This is a genomic window from Myxococcus xanthus (genome assembly GCF_006402735.1).
Classification (GTDB): Bacteria; Myxococcota; Myxococcia; order Myxococcales; family Myxococcaceae; genus Myxococcus; species Myxococcus xanthus_A.
On sequence record NZ_CP017174.1, the window covers coordinates 5959772 to 5981616 of the forward strand.

At 67.0% G+C, this 21845-nt stretch carries 13 protein-coding genes and 1 tRNA gene; 9 read left to right on the forward strand and 5 right to left on the reverse strand.

Annotation, left to right across the window (positions count from 1 at the left end; translation table 11 throughout):
- Positions 1 to 20 precede the first annotated feature (20 nt).
- From pstC to BHS09_RS24255, 7 genes are all read left to right on the forward strand, one after another.
- Positions 21 to 1001 (forward strand): phosphate ABC transporter permease subunit PstC, encoded by a 981-nt coding sequence (pstC, locus tag BHS09_RS24225; protein ID WP_237077384.1) that lies wholly within the window; start codon positions 21 to 23, stop codon positions 999 to 1001.
- The gene (gene pstA / locus BHS09_RS24230) at positions 998 to 1909 is read left to right on the forward strand and encodes a phosphate ABC transporter permease PstA (protein WP_140793637.1); all 912 of its coding nucleotides are present in this window, start codon (positions 998 to 1000) and stop codon (positions 1907 to 1909) included. Before pstC ends, pstA begins: the two co-directional genes overlap by 4 nt.
- 46 nt (positions 1910 to 1955) lie before the next feature.
- Positions 1956 to 2699 carry a phosphate ABC transporter ATP-binding protein PstB gene (gene pstB, locus BHS09_RS24235; RefSeq protein WP_237078451.1) on the forward strand — a complete coding sequence of 248 codons (744 nt, stop codon included), beginning with the start codon at positions 1956 to 1958 and terminating at the stop codon, positions 2697 to 2699.
- 25 nt (positions 2700 to 2724) lie between these two features.
- Complete coding sequence (phoU, locus tag BHS09_RS24240) at positions 2725 to 3411, forward strand: phosphate signaling complex protein PhoU (protein WP_140799196.1); 687 nt, start codon at positions 2725 to 2727, stop codon at positions 3409 to 3411.
- 143 nt (positions 3412 to 3554) lie between these two features.
- Positions 3555 to 4763: a ceramide glucosyltransferase gene (locus tag BHS09_RS24245; protein WP_140799198.1), complete on the forward strand. Its 1209-nt coding sequence runs from the start codon at positions 3555 to 3557 to the stop codon at positions 4761 to 4763.
- A 158-nt stretch (positions 4764 to 4921) separates the two neighbouring features.
- Positions 4922 to 5263 carry a response regulator gene (locus BHS09_RS24250; protein ID WP_370527156.1) on the forward strand — a complete coding sequence of 114 codons (342 nt, stop codon included), beginning with the start codon at positions 4922 to 4924 and terminating at the stop codon, positions 5261 to 5263.
- Between the two features lie 78 nt (positions 5264 to 5341).
- Positions 5342 to 6625, forward strand: coding sequence for a hemolysin family protein (locus BHS09_RS24255; RefSeq protein ID WP_140793646.1), 1284 nt, complete (start codon positions 5342 to 5344; stop codon positions 6623 to 6625).
- Positions 6626 to 6685: 60 nt separating this feature from the next.
- On the opposite strand, the gene BHS09_RS24260 is transcribed toward BHS09_RS24255, so the two are convergent.
- The gene (locus tag BHS09_RS24260) at positions 6686 to 7912 is read right to left on the reverse strand and encodes a fibronectin type III domain-containing protein (RefSeq protein WP_140793648.1); all 1227 of its coding nucleotides are present in this window, start codon (positions 7910 to 7912) and stop codon (positions 6686 to 6688) included.
- A 550-nt stretch (positions 7913 to 8462) separates the two neighbouring features.
- On the opposite strand from BHS09_RS24260, the gene BHS09_RS39490 reads away from it, so the two are divergent.
- Entirely contained in the window at positions 8463 to 8921 is a 459-nt protein-coding gene (locus tag BHS09_RS39490) for a hypothetical protein (RefSeq protein ID WP_237077385.1), read from the forward strand.
- An 817-nt stretch (positions 8922 to 9738) separates the two neighbouring features.
- On the opposite strand, the gene BHS09_RS24270 is transcribed toward BHS09_RS39490, so the two are convergent.
- From BHS09_RS24270 to BHS09_RS24285, 4 genes are all read right to left on the reverse strand, one after another.
- Positions 9739 to 11106 carry a fibronectin type III domain-containing protein gene (locus BHS09_RS24270; RefSeq protein ID WP_161604909.1) on the reverse strand — a complete coding sequence of 456 codons (1368 nt, stop codon included), beginning with the start codon at positions 11104 to 11106 and terminating at the stop codon, positions 9739 to 9741.
- Between the two features lie 343 nt (positions 11107 to 11449).
- Positions 11450 to 11523: transfer RNA gene (locus tag BHS09_RS24275), tRNA-Arg, on the reverse strand.
- A gap of 108 nt (positions 11524 to 11631) precedes the next feature.
- The gene (agmC, locus tag BHS09_RS40070; protein WP_261344760.1) at positions 11632 to 17349 is read right to left on the reverse strand and encodes an adventurous gliding motility protein AgmC; all 5718 of its coding nucleotides are present in this window, start codon (positions 17347 to 17349) and stop codon (positions 11632 to 11634) included.
- A gap of 30 nt (positions 17350 to 17379) precedes the next feature.
- Positions 17380 to 19218: an OmpA family protein gene (locus BHS09_RS24285; RefSeq protein ID WP_140793654.1), complete on the reverse strand. Its 1839-nt coding sequence runs from the start codon at positions 19216 to 19218 to the stop codon at positions 17380 to 17382.
- A 230-nt stretch (positions 19219 to 19448) separates the two neighbouring features.
- Between BHS09_RS24285 and BHS09_RS24290 the strand changes: the two genes are divergently transcribed.
- A complete protein-coding gene (locus BHS09_RS24290; RefSeq protein WP_140799202.1) occupies positions 19449 to 21713 on the forward strand; it encodes a type VI secretion system tip protein TssI/VgrG in 2265 nt (754 codons plus the stop codon).
- Positions 21714 to 21845 lie beyond the last annotated feature (132 nt).

Sequence of the window (21845 nt, forward strand, 5' to 3'; positions counted from 1 at the left end):
CTATGGATAGACAGGCGACCATGGAGCAAGGTCTCACGCGGGTCGTGGCCGCGCCGCGCCTGTCCGCGGCGGCGCGGAGGCGTCAACTGCGGGAGAAGGCCGTCGCGGGCTTCATCACCCTGATGGCGTTCACCGGCATCGCCGCGCTCATCCTCATCATCGTCTTCGTGGCCAAGGAGGCGCTGACGCTCTTCACCGACGCGGACGCCCGCCACGAAGCCAGCTTCTCCAAGATGTTCCTGCCGCAGGAGGGCCGCTACCCGTTCCGGTGGCAGCCCGTGTCGGACACGCCCAAGGTCAGCATGATTCCGCTGTTCGTGGGCACGCTGAAAATCACCCTGGTCTCCATGTTGGTGGCGGTGCCCATGGGCGTCTTCAGCGCGCTCTTCGTCGCGGAGTTCGCCCCGCGCCGCCTGCGCGAGCTGCTCAAGCCCGTCATCGAACTGCTGGCCGGCATCCCCTCCGTGGTACTGGGCTTCTTCGCGCTGATGGTGCTGTCGCCGATGGTGAAGGACCTGTTCCACCTGGACCGGCCGCTCAACGGCACGCTGGCGGGACTGGCGCTGGCGCTGGCCATCGTCCCGGTCATCTTCACCGTGTCCGAGGACGCGCTCACCGCGGTGCCCCGCAGCTACCGCGAGGCCTCGCTGGCGCTGGGCGCCACGCTCTGGGAGACGGCGTGGAAGGTGGTGCTGCCCGCGGCGGCCCCCGGCATCCTCGCCGCGTGCGTGCTGGGCTTCGGACGGGCCATTGGCGAGACGATGATCGTCCTCATGGCATCAGGCAACGCGGACATCGTGTCCTGGAACCTGGGGGATTCGGCGCGCTCGCTGTCGGCCACCATCGCGGCGGAGATGGGTGAAGTCGTGGTGGGCAGCCCGCACTACTCCCTGCTGTTCTTCATTGGCGTGGAGCTGTTCATCTTCACCTTCGTCCTCAACATGGTCGCCTCCACGTGGACGAAGAAGGTCCTCCAGCGGCTGACCGGGAGCGCCTCTTGAAGTACACCACGCGCCGGGCGGTGGGGCTGGGCCTCACCGGATTGACGGCCCTCGCGGCCTTCTTCATCGTGGGCATGCTGGCCCTCATCCTGCTGGACGTCGCCCGCAACGGCGCCCGGCACCTCTCCTGGACCTTCCTCACCGAGCCGCCCAGCGACGGCATGATGGGCGGCGGCATCTTCCCCGCCATCTTCGGCACCGCCGCGCTCACGCTCCTGATGACGCTGGCGGTGATGCCGGTGGGTGTGCTCACCGCCGTGTACCTCCACGAGTACGCGCCGCCAGAGTCACGCTTCGCCCGCTGGGTGCGCGTGGCGGTCGTCAATCTCGCGGGCGTGCCCTCCATCGTCTTCGGCCTCTTCGGCCTCGGCTTCTTCATCCTCTTCGTCGGCGGCAACCTGGACCGGCTGCTGGGCTACGAGGAGATGCACTGGGCGCAGCCGGGCATCCTCTGGGCCTCGCTGACGCTGGCGGTGCTGACGCTGCCGGTGGTCATCGTCTCCACGGAGGAGGCGCTGCGCGCGGTGCCGCTGGAGCAGCGAACCGCCAGCCTGGCGCTGGGGGCCACCCAGTCACAGACGCTGGCGCGGGTGGTGCTGCCGGGCGCCCTGCCCGGCATCCTCACCGGCGCGGTGCTGGCCATCTCCCGCGGCGCGGGCGAGGTGGCGCCCATCCTCTTCACCGGCGCCGCCTACTTCCTGCCGGACCTGCCCACGCACCTGGATTCCCAGTTCATGCACCTGGGCTACCACACGTATGTCATGGCCACCCAGTCACCAAACGTGACGGAGGCCAGTGGCCCCCTCTATGCGACGGTGCTGGTGCTGCTGGCGCTCACCTTCGCCCTCAACCTCGTCGCGGTCATCATCCGGACGCGCACGCGCCGCAAGGCCGCCAGCGCCCACTGACGGTACGCCTGCCATGTCCCTCCAACCCCAGAATCCCCGCGCGAAGATGGAAGCGCGGGAGCTCACGCTGCGCTACGGCCCCAAGACAGCCATCCACAAGGTGTCCCTGGCCATCCTCGACCGGCGGGTGACGGCGCTCATCGGCCCCTCCGGCTGCGGGAAGTCCACCTTCCTGCGCTCGCTCAACCGGATGAACGACCTCATCTCCGGCACGACGCATTCGGGAACCATCCTCCTGGAGGGCACGGACATCCATGACCGCGGCGTGGACGTGGTGGACCTGCGCCGGCGCGTGGGCATGGTCTTCCAGAAGTCCAACCCGTTCCCCAAGAGCATCTTCGAGAACGTGGCCTACGGCCTGCGCGTGGGCGGGATGAAGGACAAGGCGGAGTTGGCCACGCGCGTGGAGAAGTCGCTGCGTGGCGCCGCACTCTGGGACGAGGTGAAGGACCGGCTGGACGAAAGCGCCCTGGGCCTCTCCGGCGGCCAGCAGCAGCGTCTGTGCATCGCCCGGGCGATGGCGGTGGAGCCGGAGGTGCTGCTGATGGACGAGCCCGCCAGCGCGCTGGACCCCATCGCCACCGCGAAAATCGAAGAGCTCATCCACGAGCTCAAGGCGACGTACACCATCGCCATCGTCACCCACAACATGCAGCAGGCCGCGCGCGTCAGCGACCGCACCGCTTTCTTCTACATGGGCGAGCTGGTGGAATGCGGCCCCACCGAACAGATCTTCACCAACCCGCGAGAGAAGCGCACCGAGGACTACGTCACCGGCAAGTTCGGGTGAGCGGAAGAAAAAGGGGACCGGACACATGCCGTCGATGCATACGGACAAGGCCTTCGAGGCGGACCTGAGGGATTTGCGGGAGAAGCTGCTCGCGATGGGCGCGAAGGTGGAGAACCTCATCGTCCAGAGCATGAAGGCGCTCATCGACCGCGACAGCGCCCTGGCCGAGAAGGTCGTCGCCGCCGACAAGGACGTCAACCGCCTGGAGGTGGACATTGACGAGCTGTGCCGGAAGATTCTGGCGCTGCGTCAGCCCGCCGCCAGCGACTTGCGCCTCATCACCACGGCGCTGAAGATCGTCACCGACCTGGAGCGCATCGGCGACCTGGCGGTGAACATCGCCGAGCGCTCCATCGACCTGAACCAGGCCCCCCCGCTGGCGCCCTACGTGGACACGCCCCGGCTGGCGGAGCTGGCCCAGCGGCAGGTCCGCATGTCGCTGGACGCCTTCGTCTCCGGCGACGTCGCCAAGGCAGAGGAGGTGCTCCGGGGCGACGATTTGCTGGATGCCCTCTTCCTCAAGATCTTCAACGAGCTCCTCGCCTACATGATGGAGGATTCGCGCAACATCCGCCGCGCTACGGCGCTGATGTTCATCGCGAAGCACCTGGAGCGCATCGGCGACCACGCGCTGAACGTGGCGGAGATGGTCGTCTACATGGTGCGCGGCAAGGACATCCGCCACCCGCAGAGCCGCAACCTGACGGAGTAACCCGCGGGCGCGGGCTTCACCGGCCCGTCACCGCGAATTGCCCGGCCCGCCCCGGGCGCTTCGCGGGGCTGACGTGGAAGGTCTCTAGCGTGGCAACCGTGGTCGCGCCATGACGGCGCACCGGCCCCGGGGATTGCCCGCGAATGTTGCTCGCCTCCACCGTCCTGCTGCTCGCCGCCTGCATCGGACTGTTCGTCCTCACCGTCCAGTTCGCGCTCGTGCTGCGCCACCGGCGTGAGCCGTCCTCCGCCGCGCAACCGGGCACACCCCGCCCGGGCATCTCCATCCTCAAGCCGCTGTGCGGCGTGGATGACGACCTGGAAGCCAACCTCGCGCAGTTCGCGGGGCTGGACTACGCGGGCGTGTACGAGGTGGTGCTCGGCGTCAAGGATGCCCGGGACCCGGCCTTCGCCGTGGCCCGCGCGGCGGTCACCCGCTGGCCCCACGTCATGCGTCTGGAGGTCCAGGAGGGCGAGCCGGGCCGCAACCCGAAGGTGAACCAGCTCATCACCCTGGCGGACCGGGCGCGCTACGATGTGCTGGTCATCAGCGACAGCAACACGCGGGTGGCGCCGGGCTACCTGGAGGAGATTGCCCAGGCCTTCGCGGACCCGGAGGTGGGCTGTGTCACCCACCCGGTGTCAGGCATTGGCGAGCGCACCTTCGGCTCGCTCCTGGACAACCTGCACCTGGGCGCCAGCGCGGCGGCGGGGATGATTGCCGCCAAGCGGCTGGCGGGCCAGGACATCGTGGTGGGCAAGTCCATGGCGCTGCGCCGCGAGGACGTGGACGCGCTGGGTGGCTTCTTCTCCGTGAAGGACGTGCTGGCGGAGGACTACGTCATCGGCCAGTGGGTGACGCGGAAGCTGGGCCGGCGCGTGGTGATGGCGCACACGCCCGTGTTCAACGTGTCGCTGCGCAAGAGCGTCCTGTCCTTCTTCCAGCGCTATCTGCGCTGGAGCGTGATTCACCGGACCGCGGTGTCTCCGGGCACGTACCTGGCCCAGGCCCTGCTGAACCCCACGCCGCTGGCCCTGCTGGGCGCGATGCTGGCCCCCTCTTCCGACACCGCGGCGCTCTGCCTGGTGGTGGCTCTGGGCAAGGTCGCGGTGGACCTCTCCACCGTGCGCGCCCTGCGGCCGCAAGCCCTGTCGTGGGACGCGGTGCCCGCCGTCTTCGCCAAGGACGCCCTGCTCTTCGCGGCCTGGAGCTACGCGCTCTTCTCCCGCACCGTGAACTGGCGCGGCACCCGGCTGCGCGTGGGCCGGGGCACCCGCCTGATGCCGGTGCGCACGACATCCCTGACGTCCGAGCCCGCGCTGCCCCGGGGCGACCGCATCCTCGCGGGCTGACCTGGCGACGCGCCCTTCCAGGGCCTGCCTGCCCGCATGCCGCAGCGAGCACCATGTCACCGCTCGCGGAGAATGATGGCGCCCTTCAGCAGCGTTCATCTCAGGTCGGGGGAGGACGATTGGCGCGACTGGCAACGGACAACGGCGCAAGAAGGGTCTTGGTCGTCGATGACGACGCGGACTGGAGGGAATTCCTCCGGCTCAGCCTGGAGGACCTTGGCTACGAGACGACCGAGGCCTCGGATGGGCAAGAGGCCCTGGAGACGCTGAGGCGCGGCGGACGGTATGGCGTGATGCTGCTGGACCTCAACATGCCGGGCATGTCCGGGCTGGAGGTCGTGGAGCATCTGCCACGCGGGCCGCATCCCCGCATCGTCTTCCTGACGTCCGCGGCGGCGCAGGATGTAGGCAGTGCCCTGCTCTCAGGGCCACACTACTACCTTCCAAAAGGTGCGAGCCGCGACCAATTGTCACTCCTCTTGCAATCACTTGGTGAGTGAGCAGCCCGCCTCTGGCGTATAGGGTAGAGGGCCCCTGAGAGGAGGGCCATTATCGTCACCGAGCTTCTCATCATCCTGTTGCTGGTCCTGGCAAACGGCATCTTCGCCGGCGCGGAGCTGGCCATCATCTCTGTCCGCCGGACGCGGCTGCGGGAACTGATTGAAGAAGGCAGCACCTCCGCGAAAGCGGTGGAGGCCCTGCGCGGCAACCCTGAGCGCTTCCTGGCCACGGTGCAGATTGGCATCACCGTCATCGGCGCCACGGCGGCCGCGTTCGGTGGCGCGAGCATCGCCACGCGTCTGGGTGACTTCCTCACGAGACTGGGAGTGCCCGAGCAGCAAGCCGACGAAGTCGCCCTGGCGGGCGTGGTGGCCTTCGTTTCGTACCTCTCCTTGGTGCTGGGCGAACTGGTGCCCAAGTCACTCGCGCTGCGTGCCGGCGAGCGCTACGCGCTGCTCATCGGCCGGCCTCTGCGCGGCCTGGCGTGGCTGATGCAACCGGTGGTGTGGTTCCTCACCGCCAGCTCCAACGTGGTGCTGCGCCTGTTCGGCGACCGGACGAACTTCACCGAAGGCCGCCTGTCCGCGGAGGAGCTCCAACAGCTGGTGGAGGAGGCGGCGAAGCAGGGCACGTTGGATCCGCACGCCGGCGAAATTGCATCACGCGCCTTCGAGATGGGCGACGTGACGGTGGGCGAGCTGTCGGTGGCGCGGGACGAGATGGTGGCCCTGCGGCGGCACTCCAGTCCGGAGGAGATTCGCCGCGTCCTGCTGGAGGGCGGCCATTCGCGCATGCCGGTGTACGAGGGCACGCTGGACAACATCGTCGGCTACGTCATCGCCAAGGACCTGCTGGGGGTGGCCTGGGAGGGCAACCTCATCATCCTGGAGGACGTGATGCGTCCGCCCTTCTTCGTCGTGGAGACGATGCGGGCCATGGACGCGCTCAAGGAACTGCAGAAGCGGCGCATGCAGTTGGCGGTGGTGGTGGACGAGCGCGGCGGCGTGGTGGGGCTCGTCACCGTGGAAGACCTCGTGGAGGAGCTGGTGGGCGACATCCTCAGCGAGTCCGAGGTGCCGGAGGAGTACGTCAAGCGCGAGGGTCCGAACACCGCCCTGGTGCTCGGCACCGCGAGCATCCGCGACGTCAACCGGGAGCTGTCCCTGGACCTGGACGAGGACCAGGACTACGCCACCGTGGCGGGTCTGTGCATCGCCCTGTCCGGCGGCGCCATCCCCGGGCCGGGCACGAAGGTCCAGACGGAGGGAGGACTCGTGCTGGAGGTCGTCGCGTCCTCGCCCCGCCGTGTGGACACCGTGCGCTTCCACCTGCCGCAGCGCGAAGAGCCCGTGGAGGCGTGAAGCCTGCCCCCCCGGCCTTTGGCTCAGGAGGCCAAAGGCGTCGGGAGGTGCGGCGCGGCCTCAGGGGCGCAGCGAGTCAAAGTAGCAGTAGAGCTCCACGGAATTTCCAAACCCATACGCATTCTGGGCGACGAGAGAGAACCGCATGGGGTTCCCTTCGCGAGGAATCTCCGGGAGGACGTAGCGCAGCTTGGTGGTGTACCACGCGGTGTAATAGCCGCGGAGCATTGTCGCGATACGGTATTCCACTACCGGGTACCCGTAGTCGAACTCAGGCGGCTCCCAGGCGAACGTGACGTTCCCGCTAGAGGTATCGCAGGTGGCGTTGAGCGGCACTGACGGGCTCCGGGCGAGCGTGCTCGCGATGCGCTCCGAGATCGTGCCCCACCCGGCCTCGTTCCGTGCGACGACCGTGAAGTGATAGGTCGTCGAGTAGAGCAACCCCGTCACGTTCAACGTCAACTCGGTCGTCTCCACGGTCCGTAGGACCTCGTCGTTCAGGTACACCGTCACCAGATAGCCGGTGATGGGACGGCCTCCCGTGTCTTCGGTGGTCCAGCGCAAGGACACGCGAGTCGAATACCCTCTGGCCGTCAACGCGGGAGCGCCCGGCGTCGTGAAGGGGGTGGCCGAAACGGAGCTCCCAGGCCCCTGCGCATGGCCGTTGTCCGCGACGACGGTGAAGGAGTACGCCGTCCCGTTCGTCAACGCGACCAGCGCGGCCCGCGTCTCCGTCACGGTGACCGTCACCGGCTGAGACTCGGCTCCCGCATCCTCGGCCTGCACTGTGATGGAATAGCCGGTCAGGGCCATGCCCTTGCCATCGGCGGCCTCCCACGTCAGCACGACCTCCTGGTTCCCAGGCACGGCCACCAGGTTGCTCACCGCGCCGGGCGTCACGTGCGGCGTGACGAGGGCCGTGCGCGTGGACGCAGCACCACGGCCCCGGTCGTTCACCGCGACCACGCTGAATGCGTAGGCCGTGCCATTGCTCAGGTCAGGGATGAGGGCCTGGTTCGCGGACGCGGGCGACGGCACCACCCGGACCTCGCTCTCACCGGAGAAGACATGCACCGCGTATTCGAGAATGGCGCTGCCACCGTTGTTCGCGGGCGCCGCCCACGTCACCGTGACATGTGAGTCCCCCGCCACTGCCGCCACCTGGGTCGGCGCCCCGGGTACTGTCACCTGCGGTTCCTGGGGAGGCGGGTCATCCGAACCGCCACATCCCATCCCGCCAAACAGCCCCAGCAGCACCGCAGCCAAAAGACAGATTCGTCCGTTCATCACGACAGTCCTCCCCTCTCACTGGGAAACGCAGGCCTACAGCATCACGCCCGCCTCCGGAAAGAGAGGCTGCATGGACCCTGCCCTTCAGAAGGAAGTGCTCGCACCCCCCTGGAGCAGGACAACCGCCCACCTGAACAAGCCCACGGGAAGAGCGAGCTCCCAGCCCTTACAAACGCTCAGGATTTTGGAGATTCGGAACCAGGGACCATCCAACCCTCCACCAGCTCGTCACGAGCGTCCACGCGCCCCTGGAAATGTCGACTATCGGACCAGGACCTCGGAAGCAACTTTGCGATACCAAACACTATCGACGGGAGTCGACAAGTCACATGACCGTGTTTGCGGCATATCTGGCCATGCCCGATTGGCGCCGCAGAAGGGCGCGATGCACATGTGGTCGCAGGTCAGGCGGTGGCGCATTCCCTGTCGACTGAGGGGTACGCAATGAAAAGCAAGCGCTCGTTTCGACTAGGATTTCTGTTGGCGGTCACTCACTGAAGCGCAACTGTCACTCCAGCGCATCGACAAACTATACGAATCCAATCCGGTGGCCGCACTGGAAGCCAAGCAGAAGTTGCGTCCAAGGCTCGATGAAATCAATCATCTGATTGTTCGTGTCGAACTGGCACCTGAGCACCATGTTGAATTTTACGACTCGGGGGCCGGTGGCCTACTCATCATGGAACGCGGGCCCGTTGAAAATGGACATATCTTGCGTGACGAGGATGTTGCAGGTCGCTCTGCCGTCGACCTCTATCGTCGGCTTACGGGAGGCTCGCCACCGCCAGAAGCATTGGTCAGGGCAGAATCGCTCAGTGGGGCGCATGATGGCTCCCATGTCATGCCTGCGCGAGATGAGGTTGTTGCCAACCCAGAATCTTCAGAGGGCTTTGCCCCGGATGTCACCCAGTCGTGGACGGGGGCCGATGGCCAACAATGGTGGCGCATGGGGATCCTGGGTCTTTTTTGCAGGAGAATCGGTGCAGTACTGGCAGCACAGTGCTAGCTATTGGGCATGCCCTTGGTACGAGGCATGCGGCGTTCAGGAGTACTACATTCGACAACATCGATGGGATGTCTTGGATGCGGACGGCGACGGGTATCACTTCAGTCACGCATTCAGGAGCAATTGCAACTGGACATCGTGTGACAATGCCCCCTGACGTCCGCAACTGCTGATCCCATTGAGGCTGCGTTCCTTGATGCCAGATTGGCTCTCGTAGCGTTGCTACGTTGCCACTGAGCAAGGCCACGTGAAACTCCAGCGCGCCGCATGCTCGACTGGGACTCCCCCGGTTCCGTGGGGTCCGCCCCGAAAGCAGCGGCGCGCGATGTCCCTCCTGCAAGACGCCCAGCGATACCGCCGCATCGTACCTATATCCGGCGCCCAGCCGACCTGCCATCGGCCGAGCGCTCCGTTCAGCTCCAACTGCGCGTGCGTCGCTTCTCCTGTCCAAACACGAAGTGCACTCGTCGCACTTTCGCGGAGCGTCTGCCCGGTCTGCTCGCCCCACGTGCCCGGCGCACGTCACGAAGCTCAAACTCCAGAAGCGCCAGATGTACGGCCGCGCCCGCTTCGACTTGCTGCGCCGTCGCGTGCTGCTCGCCGCTTGATCCGACGCCTCACATCAAGTGCGGGAGCGCCACGAAATCGGGGCAACCCCAGGTTCAAGCAAGTGGCGCGAAGCGCTCTTCCTGCAAGGTCCGTCCAGAAAGCGAAGGGCCCGAAATCGGTGGAGAATCTCCACAACGTTCCGGGCCCTTGTCTCTGCTCACAGCGAAAGCTTCGAACCTGCGGCCTTTGGCTCCGGAGGCCACCGGCCTCACGGGGCCATGGGTGTGGCCTGCGTCGTCGCCGTCGGCCCCTGCCCCGCGCGGTTGTCCGCACGAATGGTGAACGTGTAGGTCGTCCCGTTCACCAGGCCCTCCATGAGCCGCGACAGGTCGTTCGGGCTCACATAGAAGGTGTCCGTTTCGCCCACCGCAGGCTCGACCGTCACCACGTACCGCGAGATACGCCCCCCATTCAATGGAGGCTCCGTCCACGACAGAAGCACCGTGCCGTCGCCTGGCGTGGCGGTGAAGTTCCCCGGCATCCCCGGCGCGGGATATGGCGTGGCCTGATCCTGAGTCGAATAATCACTCATCCCAGCCTCATTCCGGCTGTGGACCACGAGCAAATAGAGCACTCCGTTCCGAAGCCCCGTCGCAACGAAGCGCGTATCCGTGTTCGTTTCAGTCCGGGTCGAGGCGCCGCCAACCACACCCATGATCTCGACGCGGTAACCGATGAGGGGGCAGCCCCCGGTCTCCACCGGCGCGAGCCAGGTGAGGGTGAGCTGCCCATCCCCGGGCGCGGCCATCAACGTCGTCGGCGCTCCTGGCAGGCCACAGGGCCGCTGCGCCTCGAACTCCGCGGGCGCCCCCTCTCCCTGCGCATTGATCGCGATGACGACGACGCGATACGGCGTGCCCGTGGACAGGTTCCTGAACCAGTGCAAGGTCTCCGTCGTATCGGCGGTCTGGACCACCGAGTCCCCCTCCCGCAGGACCAGCCGGTACCCGGTAATGGGGCTGCCGCCCGTGTCCCCTGGCTCCCAGCCGAACGCCAGCGCGGTCGCGGTCCGGTTGTGCACCCACAACCGGGGCGCGCCAGGGACGGACACCGGCGTCACCGCGACCGGCGCGGACTCCGGCCCCGCAACCACCGCGTTGGCAGCCGCCACGGTGACTTGATAGTCGGTGCCGTTGATGAGTCCTGAAACGGCGGCGTGCAGCTCCGTTGATGCCTGTGTCGCTACCACCGTCTCTCCCTGCCGGACGGTGACGGTGTAGCCGGTGATGGGCATGTCCGTCGCCTCGGGAGGGCTCCAGGCCACATTGGCACTGCGGTCTCCCGGCGTCGCGGTGACCTCGCGCGGTGCTCCCGGAATCACGCGGGGCGTGACGGCCTCGGAAGGCGCGGACGCGGGCCCTTCGCCCTGCGCATTGATGGCCACGACGACCAGCGTGTACGTCTCACCGTTGGTCAGCCCCGTGAGCGTGAGCGAGGTGCTTGTCCCTTCCAGGGTGTGGGCGACAACGCCGTTGCGCAGGGCACGAACCTCGTAGCGCTGAATGGGGCTGTCGCCCGCATCTTCTGGCGCCGACCAGGTCGCGGTGACCAGGGAGTCACCTGGTGTGGCCGACACGGAGCGAGGCGCTCCTGGCACACCCGAAGGCGTTGGTTCACTCTCTCCCCCACACGCCGCCAACCCCACCAGGAGCAGCAGACACCAGGATTTCAACGGGATACGGCGCATCACACTCACCTCGCTCCATGACTCCAGCAACGAGTCCCCCCGGGGACTTCGCCACCTGACGAATGAGCGCGGACTCTAGTAGAGCCCATGCGCCATGAAGATTGGGTGAAGCCGGACACCGCGTGTAGCCCGCAGGACGGGTGCAGCGTGCCTGGAAGTCTCCGCCCCTCGCGGGAAAGACAAAGGCCCGGAACCGGCGGGATGAATCCCTCGGTTCCGGGCCCTGTCCCTGCGCGCGATGCAGGATTCGAACCTGCGGCCTTTGGCTCCGGAGGCCAACGCTCTATCCAGCTGAGCTAATCGCGCAGACAGCTCTGACGGTGGGGCACAAGTAGCCGAAGTTCCCCGCCGAAGCAAGCACGCAATCCCCCAACCGGATGCGTGCGCCGCCCCATTCCCCCCAAAGGCGGCCGGTTACGGCTGCCTCCTCCGGCGAGCGGCCAGCAGGGCGAACGCCACGAACCCCAGGGAGGCGACAGGCGCCTGGCCACTGCCACCCAATGAACAGCTCAGGCCTCCTCCTCGCGAGTCGATCTCCGTGGATGGGATGAGCGTGAAGGTCACGAGCTCGCTGGCCGCGCTCTGGTTGCGAGCCAGGTCCACCGCGTAGACGCTCACGGAGTGCTCGCCGTCGGGCAACGACCCCGTCAGGGTAAAGCGCCACTGCCCCGCTCCATCCACGGACGCCCGCCCGCGTTCGTCGCCATCCACCCTGATCACGACTTCGCTGGCCTCCCCCAGTGCGGTTCCTCGAAACTGCGGCGTGCGCGTCTCCACGAGGGCACCGGGCGTCGGGAAGCTCAGCGAAGGGACCTCTGGGGGCGTGTCATCCACCGTCCAGGTGTAGCTCTCCGGGGAGTCGTCCACGTTCTCCACGCTGTCCACAGCACGGACTTGCAGCGTGTGCGCCACCTGCGAAAGCGGAGGCAGCGTGACGGGGTTGTCGCAGGGCGCGAATGCGGCGCCATTCAGACTGCATTCGTAGCGAACCTCCTCTTCATCGGAGCCGAACAAGAACACGGAGCGCGACGAGTGGTCGAACAAGCCAGGCTTGTTGATGATGCTCGTCTCGGGCCGCTTGGAGTCGACCAACCAGGTATGGGTGGCAGGCGTCGGATCCAGATTGCCAGCAAGGTCGCGGGCGCGAACGCTGAGGAGATAGGTACCATCCTGGGGAACCATGACCTCGTAAGGCGTCGTGCAGTCCCGGTATTGCTCGTCATTGAGGCTGCACTGGAAGCCAGCGAAGTTCACCTCCTGCCGATGCTCAAACTCGAAAGTGACGGTCCGTTCGCGGCCCCGAGCAGGGGGCGCCCCGGTGATGGTGGTGTCCGGCGGCGTGACGTCCACGGTGAAGACGCGCGGCTCGGAGGCGTTCAGTGAGCCCGTGTTGGATGCCGGGTCCGTCAACGTGGCGCGAAGGGTGTACTGCCGCTCCTCCAACTGGAGGCCGCTCAGCTCCCAGGAGAGAGTGCCGCTCGTCGCCGCCTGCCCGACGTTCAGTGCCCCCAGATACACCGTCACCGTCCCGGCCTCGGGGGCGGTTCCCCGGATGACAGGCGTGGTCGTGTTGACGTACGCCGTTATGGGCTCCGTGATGAGCGGTGGCCCCGGGGCAACCGTATCCACGGACCAGGTGTAGGAGGCACCCGTCTCATCCCGGTCTCCGTTGTCCTGGTCCACGGCGTGGACATTCAGCGTGTGCCGTCCATCCGATACGTTGAAGGGGTGCTCAGTCTCCCGATCCTCTGGATCTGGCGTGATGGAGCCACAGTCGACTTCGGTCTGGTCATCCAGTTTGCACCGGAACGCCACATGCCCCTTGTTCGACGTGAAGACAAACCTGGCCACCGACTCGTTGGTGAGCTGCGGTGGCCGCGCCCTGATCTCAGTGATGACAGGACCGGAGTCGACCCGCCAGACATGCGTTGCGGGCGTGTCGTCCACGTTTCCCGCCGTGTCCACGGCGCGAATGAGCATCTTGTGCACCCCGTCGTCGACCTGGAACTCGACGCCAGAGACGCACCTCTCGAAGGGGTCTCCATCCAGGCTGCACTCGTAATAGTCGACATCCGAGTCCTGAGGTGACGCAAAGCCAAACGTCGCGACCAGGTCACTCGTCAATTCCGCAGGCGCCTGCGTAAACACCGTGTTGGGAGGGGTCACGTCCACACGCCACAAATGGCTGGCCGGCGACGCGTCACTGTTTCCCGCCCGGTCGACCGCCCTGACGTGAAGCTGGTAGGTGGTGCCATTGACGAGGTCGTTGATGACATGGGCAGAGGGACACGTCTGCCAGGTTCCCGTGGTGGACTCGGGCTCCGTCGTGTCCAGCCTGCATTCGAAACGGACTACGTCCGTCGCGGAGGAGGTGAAGCCAAATGCCGCCGAGCGGGAGTTGTTCGGGTTCCGCGGGGGGACCGGAGACGTGAGACTGATGGCGGTATCTGGCGCGGCCGTATCCACCACCCACATATGCATCACGGGCGTCGGGTCCACGTTGCCCGCTTCATCCACCGCCCTCACCTGCAACGCGTGCGTCCCGTCCGCCGGCGGAGTGACAGGCGTGAAGGGCGAGGTGCACGTCGCGAAGGGCGCCGAGTCCAGGCTGCACTCGAAGCGCACCACGTCCGTGTCGTCGCTACTGAATGCGAACGGCACGTTCTGTGACGTCACCTCCGGCAACGCAGCGGTGAACTCCGTGTCGGGCGCCACCAGGTCCACCGTCCACGAGTGCGGGACGTCCGTCCCCCGATTTTCGGCACGGTCCACCGCGCGTACCAACAACGTGTAGCGCGAGCCATGCGTCAGGTTCGAATAGAGCTTCGAGGCGGGGCACGTAGCCCACGTGCCAGTCGTCGAACTGCCCGTCGCGGGCACCTCCGCCAGTTGGCATTCGAAGCGCACGACATCCGCGGCCGTCGAATCGAAGTCGAAGCCCGCCGTCGCCTGGTTGCTGGGGTCCGGCGGGCCCAGTCGAATCGTCGCCGGAGGCCCGTCCGTGTCCACCACCCAGGTATGCATCGCGGGCGTCGGGTCCACGTTGCCCGCTTCATCCACCGCCCTCACCTGCAACGCGTGCGTCCCGTCCGCCGGCGGAGTGACAGGCGTGAAGGGCGAGGTGCACGTCGCGAAGGGCGCCGAATCCAGGCTGCACTCGAAGCGCACCACGTCCGTGTCGTCGCTGCCGAATGCGAACGGCACGTTCTGTGACGTCACCTCTGGCAACGCAGCGGTGAACTCCGTGTCGGGCGCCACCAGGTCCACCGTCCACGAGTGCGTGTCCTCCGTCCCCGGATTGTCGGCACGGTCCACCGCGCGTACCAACAACGTGTAGCGCGAGCCATGCGTCAGGTTCGAATAGAGCTTCGAGGCGGGGCATGTAGCCCACGTGCCAGTCGTCGAACTGCCCGTCGCGGGCACCTCCGCCAGTTGGCATTCGAAGCGCACGACATCCGCAGCCGTCGAATCGAAGTCGAAGCCCGCCGTCGCCTGGTTGCTGGGGTCCGGCGGGCCCAGTCGAATCGTCGCCGGAGGCCCGTCCGTGTCCACCACCCAGGTATGCATCGCGGGCGTCGGGTCCACGTTGCCCGCTTCATCCACCGCCCTCACCTGCAACGTGTGCGTCCCGTCCGCCGGCGGAGTGACAGGCGTGAAGGGCGAGGTGCACGTCGCGAAGGGCGCCGAGTCCAGGCTGCACTCGAAGCGCACCACGTCCGTGTCGTCGCTACCGAATGCGAACGGCACGTTCTGTGACGTCACCTCCGGCAACGCAGCGGTGAACTCCGTGTCGGGCGCCACCAGGTCCACCGTCCACGGGTGCGTATCCTCGGGACTTTGATTCCCGGCACGGTCCACCGCGCGCACCTCCAACGTGTAGCCGTGCCCGTGCAGGAGCCCGGACAGGACATGGTTCGCCGGGCACGTCGCCCACGCGCCGTATTCCGGGTCTTCCTCGGGAGGAACCGCCACGCCCAGTCTGCACTCGAAGCGGTCCAAATCACTGGCATTCGAATCAAAACCAAACGCAGCAATGTCCAAATGAGACATGGACACAGGAGGCGCTGGATTCGTCGAGCGAATGCTCACATCCGGTGAGTCGTGGTCCACCACGAATTCAATGACGGCGGGCGTCGGGTCCTCGTTCGTCGCGGCATCGATCGCCCTCGCCTCGAACCGGTAGGTGCCGCCGGCCGCTGAGATGTCATGACTGGAAACGGACGTGCAGGGGCTGAAGGCTGGCGTGGGCTGAGAAGGCCGCGTGAGCCGGCACTGCAGCGTGCAGGGGAGGGTCGCCGCGTTATCGCATCGCTGGCCCTCTGCCTCATCTCCTTCGACGGTGAAGGTGATTTCATCGGCATTGGTCGGAAACGACAGGCTCGTAGAGGCGCGTGTATCCGGTGGGCGGGTGTCCACGGTGACAGGCAAATCCGTGCAGTAACTCCCCTGCAAACCCTGGCGCTCCACGGCCGCCTTCAGCGTGTTGCTCCCCTCTTGAAGCGGGACGTTCACGGCGTATGTGCCATTCGCACCGATGACGGTGCGCACCACGAACTCCTGCACCGAGGCCTGGCCGGGGCGGTTCCGATAGATCAATAGCCCGGCCCCAGGCGCTCCGGTTCCTGTCACCAGCGGAGACGAGGTCTTCACCAGTGCGTTCGCGATGGTCAGCTCCGGCGCGGCAATCGTCTCGGGCATACCGCCCACCAGGAAGGTGACCGAGCCGACGTAGGGAGGGAGCCGGATGGACGATGCAGGAGGCATCGCCCCCCGAGCCACCGGCGCCTCGCCATCGTCCGAGGTCAGCCCCGCCACGCCACTGTCGACCGAGATGGGACAGGTCGACGAAGCGCCCGCCTGAAGCAGGACACGTCCACCACCGCCGCCACCGCCCGGGCCCGCGGCGTTCACCGTCCCCGACTGCACACTATCGACATCACCTCCGTTGCCACCGTTCGCCACGATAGCGGTGGTGCTGCAGGTCTCCGTCAAGCGGACGGAGATGGAGCCACCCGCCCCACCACCGCCGCCACTGTCCGAACTCTCGGCGGCGGACGCGCCAGACGCATCGACCCGGCCACCTGACAGGCTGGCCGCGCGAAGGAAGACAATCCCGCCTCCCCGTCCACCGTTGGGAGCCGGAGCGGTCGCCGTGTGTCCCTGACCGCTGCCGCCTCCACCGCCGAACGTCAGGTGGTCGAGCGGTGAATAGCTCAGAGACGTGCCACCACGCCCGCCCATGCTCCGGCTGCCGTCCATCGACCTGCCCCCCAATCCGCCCATACCCGCGTTGCCGCCACCACCGCCGCCAGACTGTTTGCACACGCCGCCGCCGCCGCCATGGGTGAAGTTCCTGAGGCCTCGAAGGGCCCCGGCCCCGGTGTAGCGCGTGGTCGACAGCCCCTCCCCCTTCATCCCTAGCCGGAAGTCCCCGGCCCCGTCATCGGTTCGGTCACACCCCTCCGCAGGGTCGTCTTCGACTTCTTCACGCGTGAACACGCCGCCACGGAATCCGGCCGACGCGGCGCTGATGACGCCCGTGCCATTGAGTTGGATGCCCTCTTGAGCCAGGAACGCCACGACGCCGCCCGACGCGCCATCCCAAGGCAACGCCTCGATACGCGCGCCGTCCGCGACGGTGACGGAGGTGTACTGGGGAACGAGAATGACCTGTGTGGCGTCAGGAGCGTAGCTGTACTTGAGCGGCTGTGACAGCACCAGCGCCCCCGTGGTGCTGTTGAAGCCCGTAATCGTTCCCAACTCCCACCGGCCCACCGCGCTGTTCCCCAACTCGAGCGTGTCCTGCTCGAACGCCTCATCGGGGACCTCGGTCGGGGTGATGCCCGTTGTCTGGAGCACCATCACCAATCGGTCGTTGGCGAAGTTGGAGGCAGCGTTGCCCTGGCGCCGGTTGCCCAGCATCAGTTGAGGACGCCCCTCGCTCGTTGTCGTGATGGCAATCACCGGGGCGTAGGTATTGACCTGCACCTCCGTGGGCTGGTTCTGGGCGGACGGGACCGTCAAGCCATCGCTGCCCAATCCCAGGAAGAACGTGTCCGGCCCAGCCACCGCGACAATGGCGCTCAACAACACGCCCGCCGCGAGCGCCGCCTTGAGCCCCGTGCCCTTCATCAAGACGCCCCTCTTTGGATGGCCCATGGCTTAGCGACGGGGGGTGCCCGTCTTCTCCTTTTCGGGAACCACCAGCAGGAACTCCACGCGGCGGTTGTTCTCGCGGCCGTTGGAGGTCGCATTGCTATCGATGGGGCGGTCCTGGCCAAAGCCCACGGACTGCAGCCGGCCCGGCTCCACGCCCTTGGTGATGAGGTACTGACGCACCGACTCCGCGCGGCCCTGCGACAGCCGGCGGTTCGCGTCCGGGAAGCCACGGTCATCCGTGTGCGCGCCCACGACGACGGACGGAATCTCCGGGTGCTCATTGATGACCTTCGCCACCCAGTCCAACACTTCGAAGGAGCGGCTCTGCACGCGTGCCTGCGCGGGCTCGAAGAACACCTTGCCCATCACCACCAGGCGGTCCGGCCGCAGCTCCACCAGGGGAAGGACATGCAGCGGGCAGCCCAGGTTCTTCGCGTCGCCGGGCTCGTTGGCACAGCTGTCCACACGGTTGGGGACGCCGTCCTTGTCCGAATCCGACTCGGGGCAGCCATTGCGCTCCGCGGGCCCCGGCTCGCTGGGACACTCATCCTTGTCGTTGTCGATGCCGTCGCCGTCGGTGTCCCGAATCGGGCAACCGCGATTGTCCGCGGGTCCCGGGTCCGTGGGACAGCTGTCGATTTCGTCCGGGACCTCGTCCCTGTCCTCGTCGGGAGTGGGGCAGCCCTGCCGCGCCGCGGGTCCCGGCTCCAACGGGCAACCATCGAGCATGTCCTCGATGCCATCGCCGTCGGTGTCCTGCGCGGAGCAGCCGCTGCGCGCCACGTCACCCGCCACCAGGGGGCACTTGTCATCAGTGTTGCGCACGCCATCGCCGTCCTCGTCGAGGTCGGGGCACTCCACGACCTTCACCTCCGGCGGGAGTCCCATCTCGCACATGACGGACGACTCGCCCGGGCCGCGCGGCGGCGTCACCTGGCCGAAGGAACCGCCCACCATCAACCGGAACAGCGGCGTTCCCGGCGCGGAGCCCACGCCAATACCTACCAGCCCGAACACCTCCAAGGAGGAGTTGACCAGGTAGCGACCGCCCGGCAGCAGCTCCACGGAGGCGGGCTGGTTGGTCAGCGGCACCATGCCCCGCACGTTGAACTCCCACCGCGTCCGCCGCCCCGTGGTCGCGAGCGCCAGGCCCACCCGGAGCTCCTCGCCCACCTCGTCTTCGAGGTCGCCTTCCTTCTCCGTCAACAACAACCGGGGCCGCCGCGTGTACCCGACCTCCGCCCCCGCCCGGATGAAGCCGAAGTGGCGCCCCACCATCACCTTCGGCGAGAAGCGCAGCGAATCTCCATCCCGTGAGAACGCATCCCGTGAGCCCAACGGCAATCCCACGCCCAGCTCCACGGCGAGGTCCACGCCGCCATGCACTTCCTGCCGCAACAAGCCAAACCGCCCGCTCACCAGGGGCGTCGCCAGGGCCTGGCTCGCGGGCGCGGCGATGTTCCGCTCCTGCATGAGCAGGGTATCCCCACCTTGAAAGGCAACCAGCGGCACCTGGAGCCCGACCTGAAGCCAGGCCAACGGCGCATAGGCGGCGGCCAGATGCGCGGTGGCCCGATTCCCGACCACCGCCAGCTCACGGCCCGTGTCGACGAAGAGCAGCGGGTTGTGGGCGTAGTGCGCCAGGACGGTCGCGCGGTAATGTCCCTTGGGCAGGAGCTCACCGAGCCCCACGAGGAGCGAGCCTTCCGCCCCGGGGTTCAGCTCCAAGCGCTCCAGATCGAAACCGCGCTGGAGGGGCGATGCATCCTGCGCCCCGGCGGACAGGGACGTCAGCGCGAGTGCCAGCGCGAGCCCGCGGTGCAGGAGCTCTTTTCTTCTCATGGTTCTCCCCGAAGCCGTCTGGGTACCCCGGGAAGACCCGCAGTTTCAAGCCAGCCCCCCTTTTCCACTCTACACCGAAGTCCGACCTGGAATGGGGTGGCCCCAGCGTCAGCGCACGCCGGCAATGAAAATTTCGTGTCAGGCCCCCCTGGTACGCCAATTCGTGGCATGCTGCCGCACCACAAACGGGCCCAATCCTATGGACGAGGCCCCGCGCTGGGGGTCTGTGGATGATCGCGAACGCCGCCTTGAAAGCCAACCAGGCTGAGTTCGAGTTCCAGGCAGGGTCCTTCACCGCCGGGGAGCTGGCCGTCCTTGGCTTTGAAGCCGAGGAGACGCTGTCCCAGCCCTATGCGGTGGAGGTGGCACTGGCCGCCCGGCCGGACGTGGACGTGGATGAGAAGGCGCTGCTGGGTCAGGACGCCCGGCTCACCGTCATGCTCGGAGACGGCACCGCGCGCTTCTTCCACGGCATCGTGTCGCGCATGTCTCGGTGGGATGAAGGCAGCGGCCCCGAGCGTCGCCGCTACCGCGCCACCGTGGTGCCGCGGCTGTGGACGCTCCGCCACCGCCGCAAGAGCCGCATCTACCAGGAGATGACCGTCCCGGACATCGTCCACAAGGTGCTGGACGAGGCCAAGGTGGAGCACCGGCTGGCGCTCACCGGCGAGTACCCCAAGCGCGACTACTGCGTGCAGTACCGCGAGTCCGACCTCGACTTCGTGTCCCGCCTCCTGGAGGAAGAAGGCATCTTCTACTTCTTCGAGCACGGCGAGGACGCCCACATGATGGTGATTGGCGACGGCGCCTCCGCCAATCCCGCGATGCAGGGCGAATCCAAGCTCGTCTTCCGCGAGCGCAGCCAGATGGTCGCCTCGCAGGAGTACGTCCACGAGCTGGTCTCCCGCATGGAGGTGCAGCCCGGCGCCGTGGCCCTGCGCGACTACAACTTCCTGCGCCCCGCCCAGGACCTGGGCACCAGCTCCGAGGCGGAGAACGGAGAGGCCGCGCTCGAAATCTACGACTACCCCGGCCGCTATGAAGAGCCCGCGCCCGGCCGCAGCTTGGCGAAGGTGCGCCTGGAGGAGCTGCGCGCTCGGGCGGAGACGGTGACGGGCGCCAGCTACAGCCGCCGAATCTGCGTGGGCCACTCCTTCGAACTGGCGGAGCACCCGGACGAAGCCGCCAACCGCAAGTACCTGCCCGTCTCCGTGCGGCACCTGGGCCACCAGTCGGAGGCGCTGAGCATCGAGCAGGGCTCGCTGCGCAGCCGGGAGGACTACCGCAACGAGTTCCTCCTCCAGCCCGCGGAGGTGCCCTTCCGCCCGCCGCGCGTGACGCCCCGGCCGGTGATTCCCGGCGCGCAGACGGCCATCGTGGTGGGCCCCAGCGGTGAGGAGATCCACACCGACGAGCACGGCCGCATCAAGGTCCAGTTCCACTGGGACCGCGAGGGCAAGAACAACGACAAAAGCTCCTGCTGGATTCGCGTCAGCCAGGCCTGGGCGGGCCCGGGCTGGGGCGCCCTGTACCTGCCGCGCATCGGCCATGAGGTCGTCGTCGAGTTCCTCGAGGGCGACCCGGACCGGCCCATCGTCACCGGCAGCGTCTACAACGGGGCGAATCCGACGCCCATCGACCTGCCCGGCAACAAGACGCAGAGCACGCTGCGCTCCAGCTCCAGCCCCGGCGGCGCGGGCTCCAATGAGCTGCGCTTCGAGGACGCGGCCGGCAGCGAGCTCGTCTATCTGCACGCGCAGAAGGACTTCAACATCGTCGTGGAGAACGACAAGACGCAGGAGGTCCGCGGCAACGAGACGTTGCTGGTGCGCAAGGACCGCTCCCGCGTCATCGAGGGCAACCAGGCCCTGCTGGTGAAGAAGAACGACGACAGCACCGTCACCGGCAACCAGACGCTGGCCGTCACGCAGAACCGCTCCACCACCGTGGGCGGCAATCACACCGAAGCGGTGGCCGGGGACCAGTCCATCAGCGTCAGCGGCAACCAGGCCCTCACGGTGGCCATGGCCTCCGCGGAGACGGTGGCCCTGGGGAAGATGCTCAACGTGGGCGGCGCGCTCGCCGTCACCGTGGGCGCCGCCTTCAACGAACTGGTGGGCGGCCTCAAGTCCGAACAGGTGGGCGGCGCCAAGGTGGAGGTCGTCGGCGCCAAGAAGTCCGAGACGGTCAAGGGCGCCCGCACGCTCCAGGTGGGCGGGGACCTCTCCGAAGAGGTGGGTAAGTCCCGCACGCTCAAGGTAGACAAGGACATGCTGGTCAGCGTGGCCGGCAAGGTGAACCACGCCGCCAAGGACGCCTACACACTGTCCGCCAAGGAAATCTCACTGGTTGCCCAGGAGCAGTTCACCCTCAAGGTCGGCTCCGCCACGCTCCAGGTGAAGAAGAACGGGGACGTGGTCATCAAGGGCGCCAAGATCGAGGTCACCGCGTCGGGCGACGTCGTCATCAAGGGCTCCAAGATTTCCGAGAACTAGGAGCAAACAGGGAACCGCCATCTGGGGGGTGGCTTGAATCCTGTCCGTCCTGTCTGGCAGTTTACGCTTCGCACGGAAGTTGTAAGGACCCGTGCGCTCTTTCAAGGAATGCGAATCTTGGCGCTAGGACAC

Bases quoted from the DNA above. Each gene is read 5' to 3' on its own strand.
- pstC (WP_237077384.1), top strand. From the start codon at position 21: ATGGAGCAAGGTCTCACGCGGGTCGTGGCCGCGCCGCGCCTGTCCGCG.
- pstB (WP_237078451.1), top strand. From the start codon at position 1,956: ATGGAAGCGCGGGAGCTCACGCTGCGCTACGGCCCCAAGACAGCCATC.
- phoU (WP_140799196.1), top strand. From the start codon at position 2,725: ATGCCGTCGATGCATACGGACAAGGCCTTCGAGGCGGACCTGAGGGAT.
- BHS09_RS24245 (WP_140799198.1), top strand. From the start codon at position 3,555: ATGTTGCTCGCCTCCACCGTCCTGCTGCTCGCCGCCTGCATCGGACTG.
- BHS09_RS24260 (WP_140793648.1), bottom strand. From the start codon at position 7,912: ATGAACGGACGAATCTGTCTTTTGGCTGCGGTGCTGCTGGGGCTGTTT.
- agmC (WP_261344760.1), bottom strand. From the start codon at position 17,349: ATGAAGGGCACGGGGCTCAAGGCGGCGCTCGCGGCGGGCGTGTTGTTG.
- BHS09_RS24285 (WP_140793654.1), bottom strand. From the start codon at position 19,218: ATGAGAAGAAAAGAGCTCCTGCACCGCGGGCTCGCGCTGGCACTCGCG.
- BHS09_RS24290 (WP_140799202.1), top strand. From the start codon at position 19,449: ATGATCGCGAACGCCGCCTTGAAAGCCAACCAGGCTGAGTTCGAGTTC.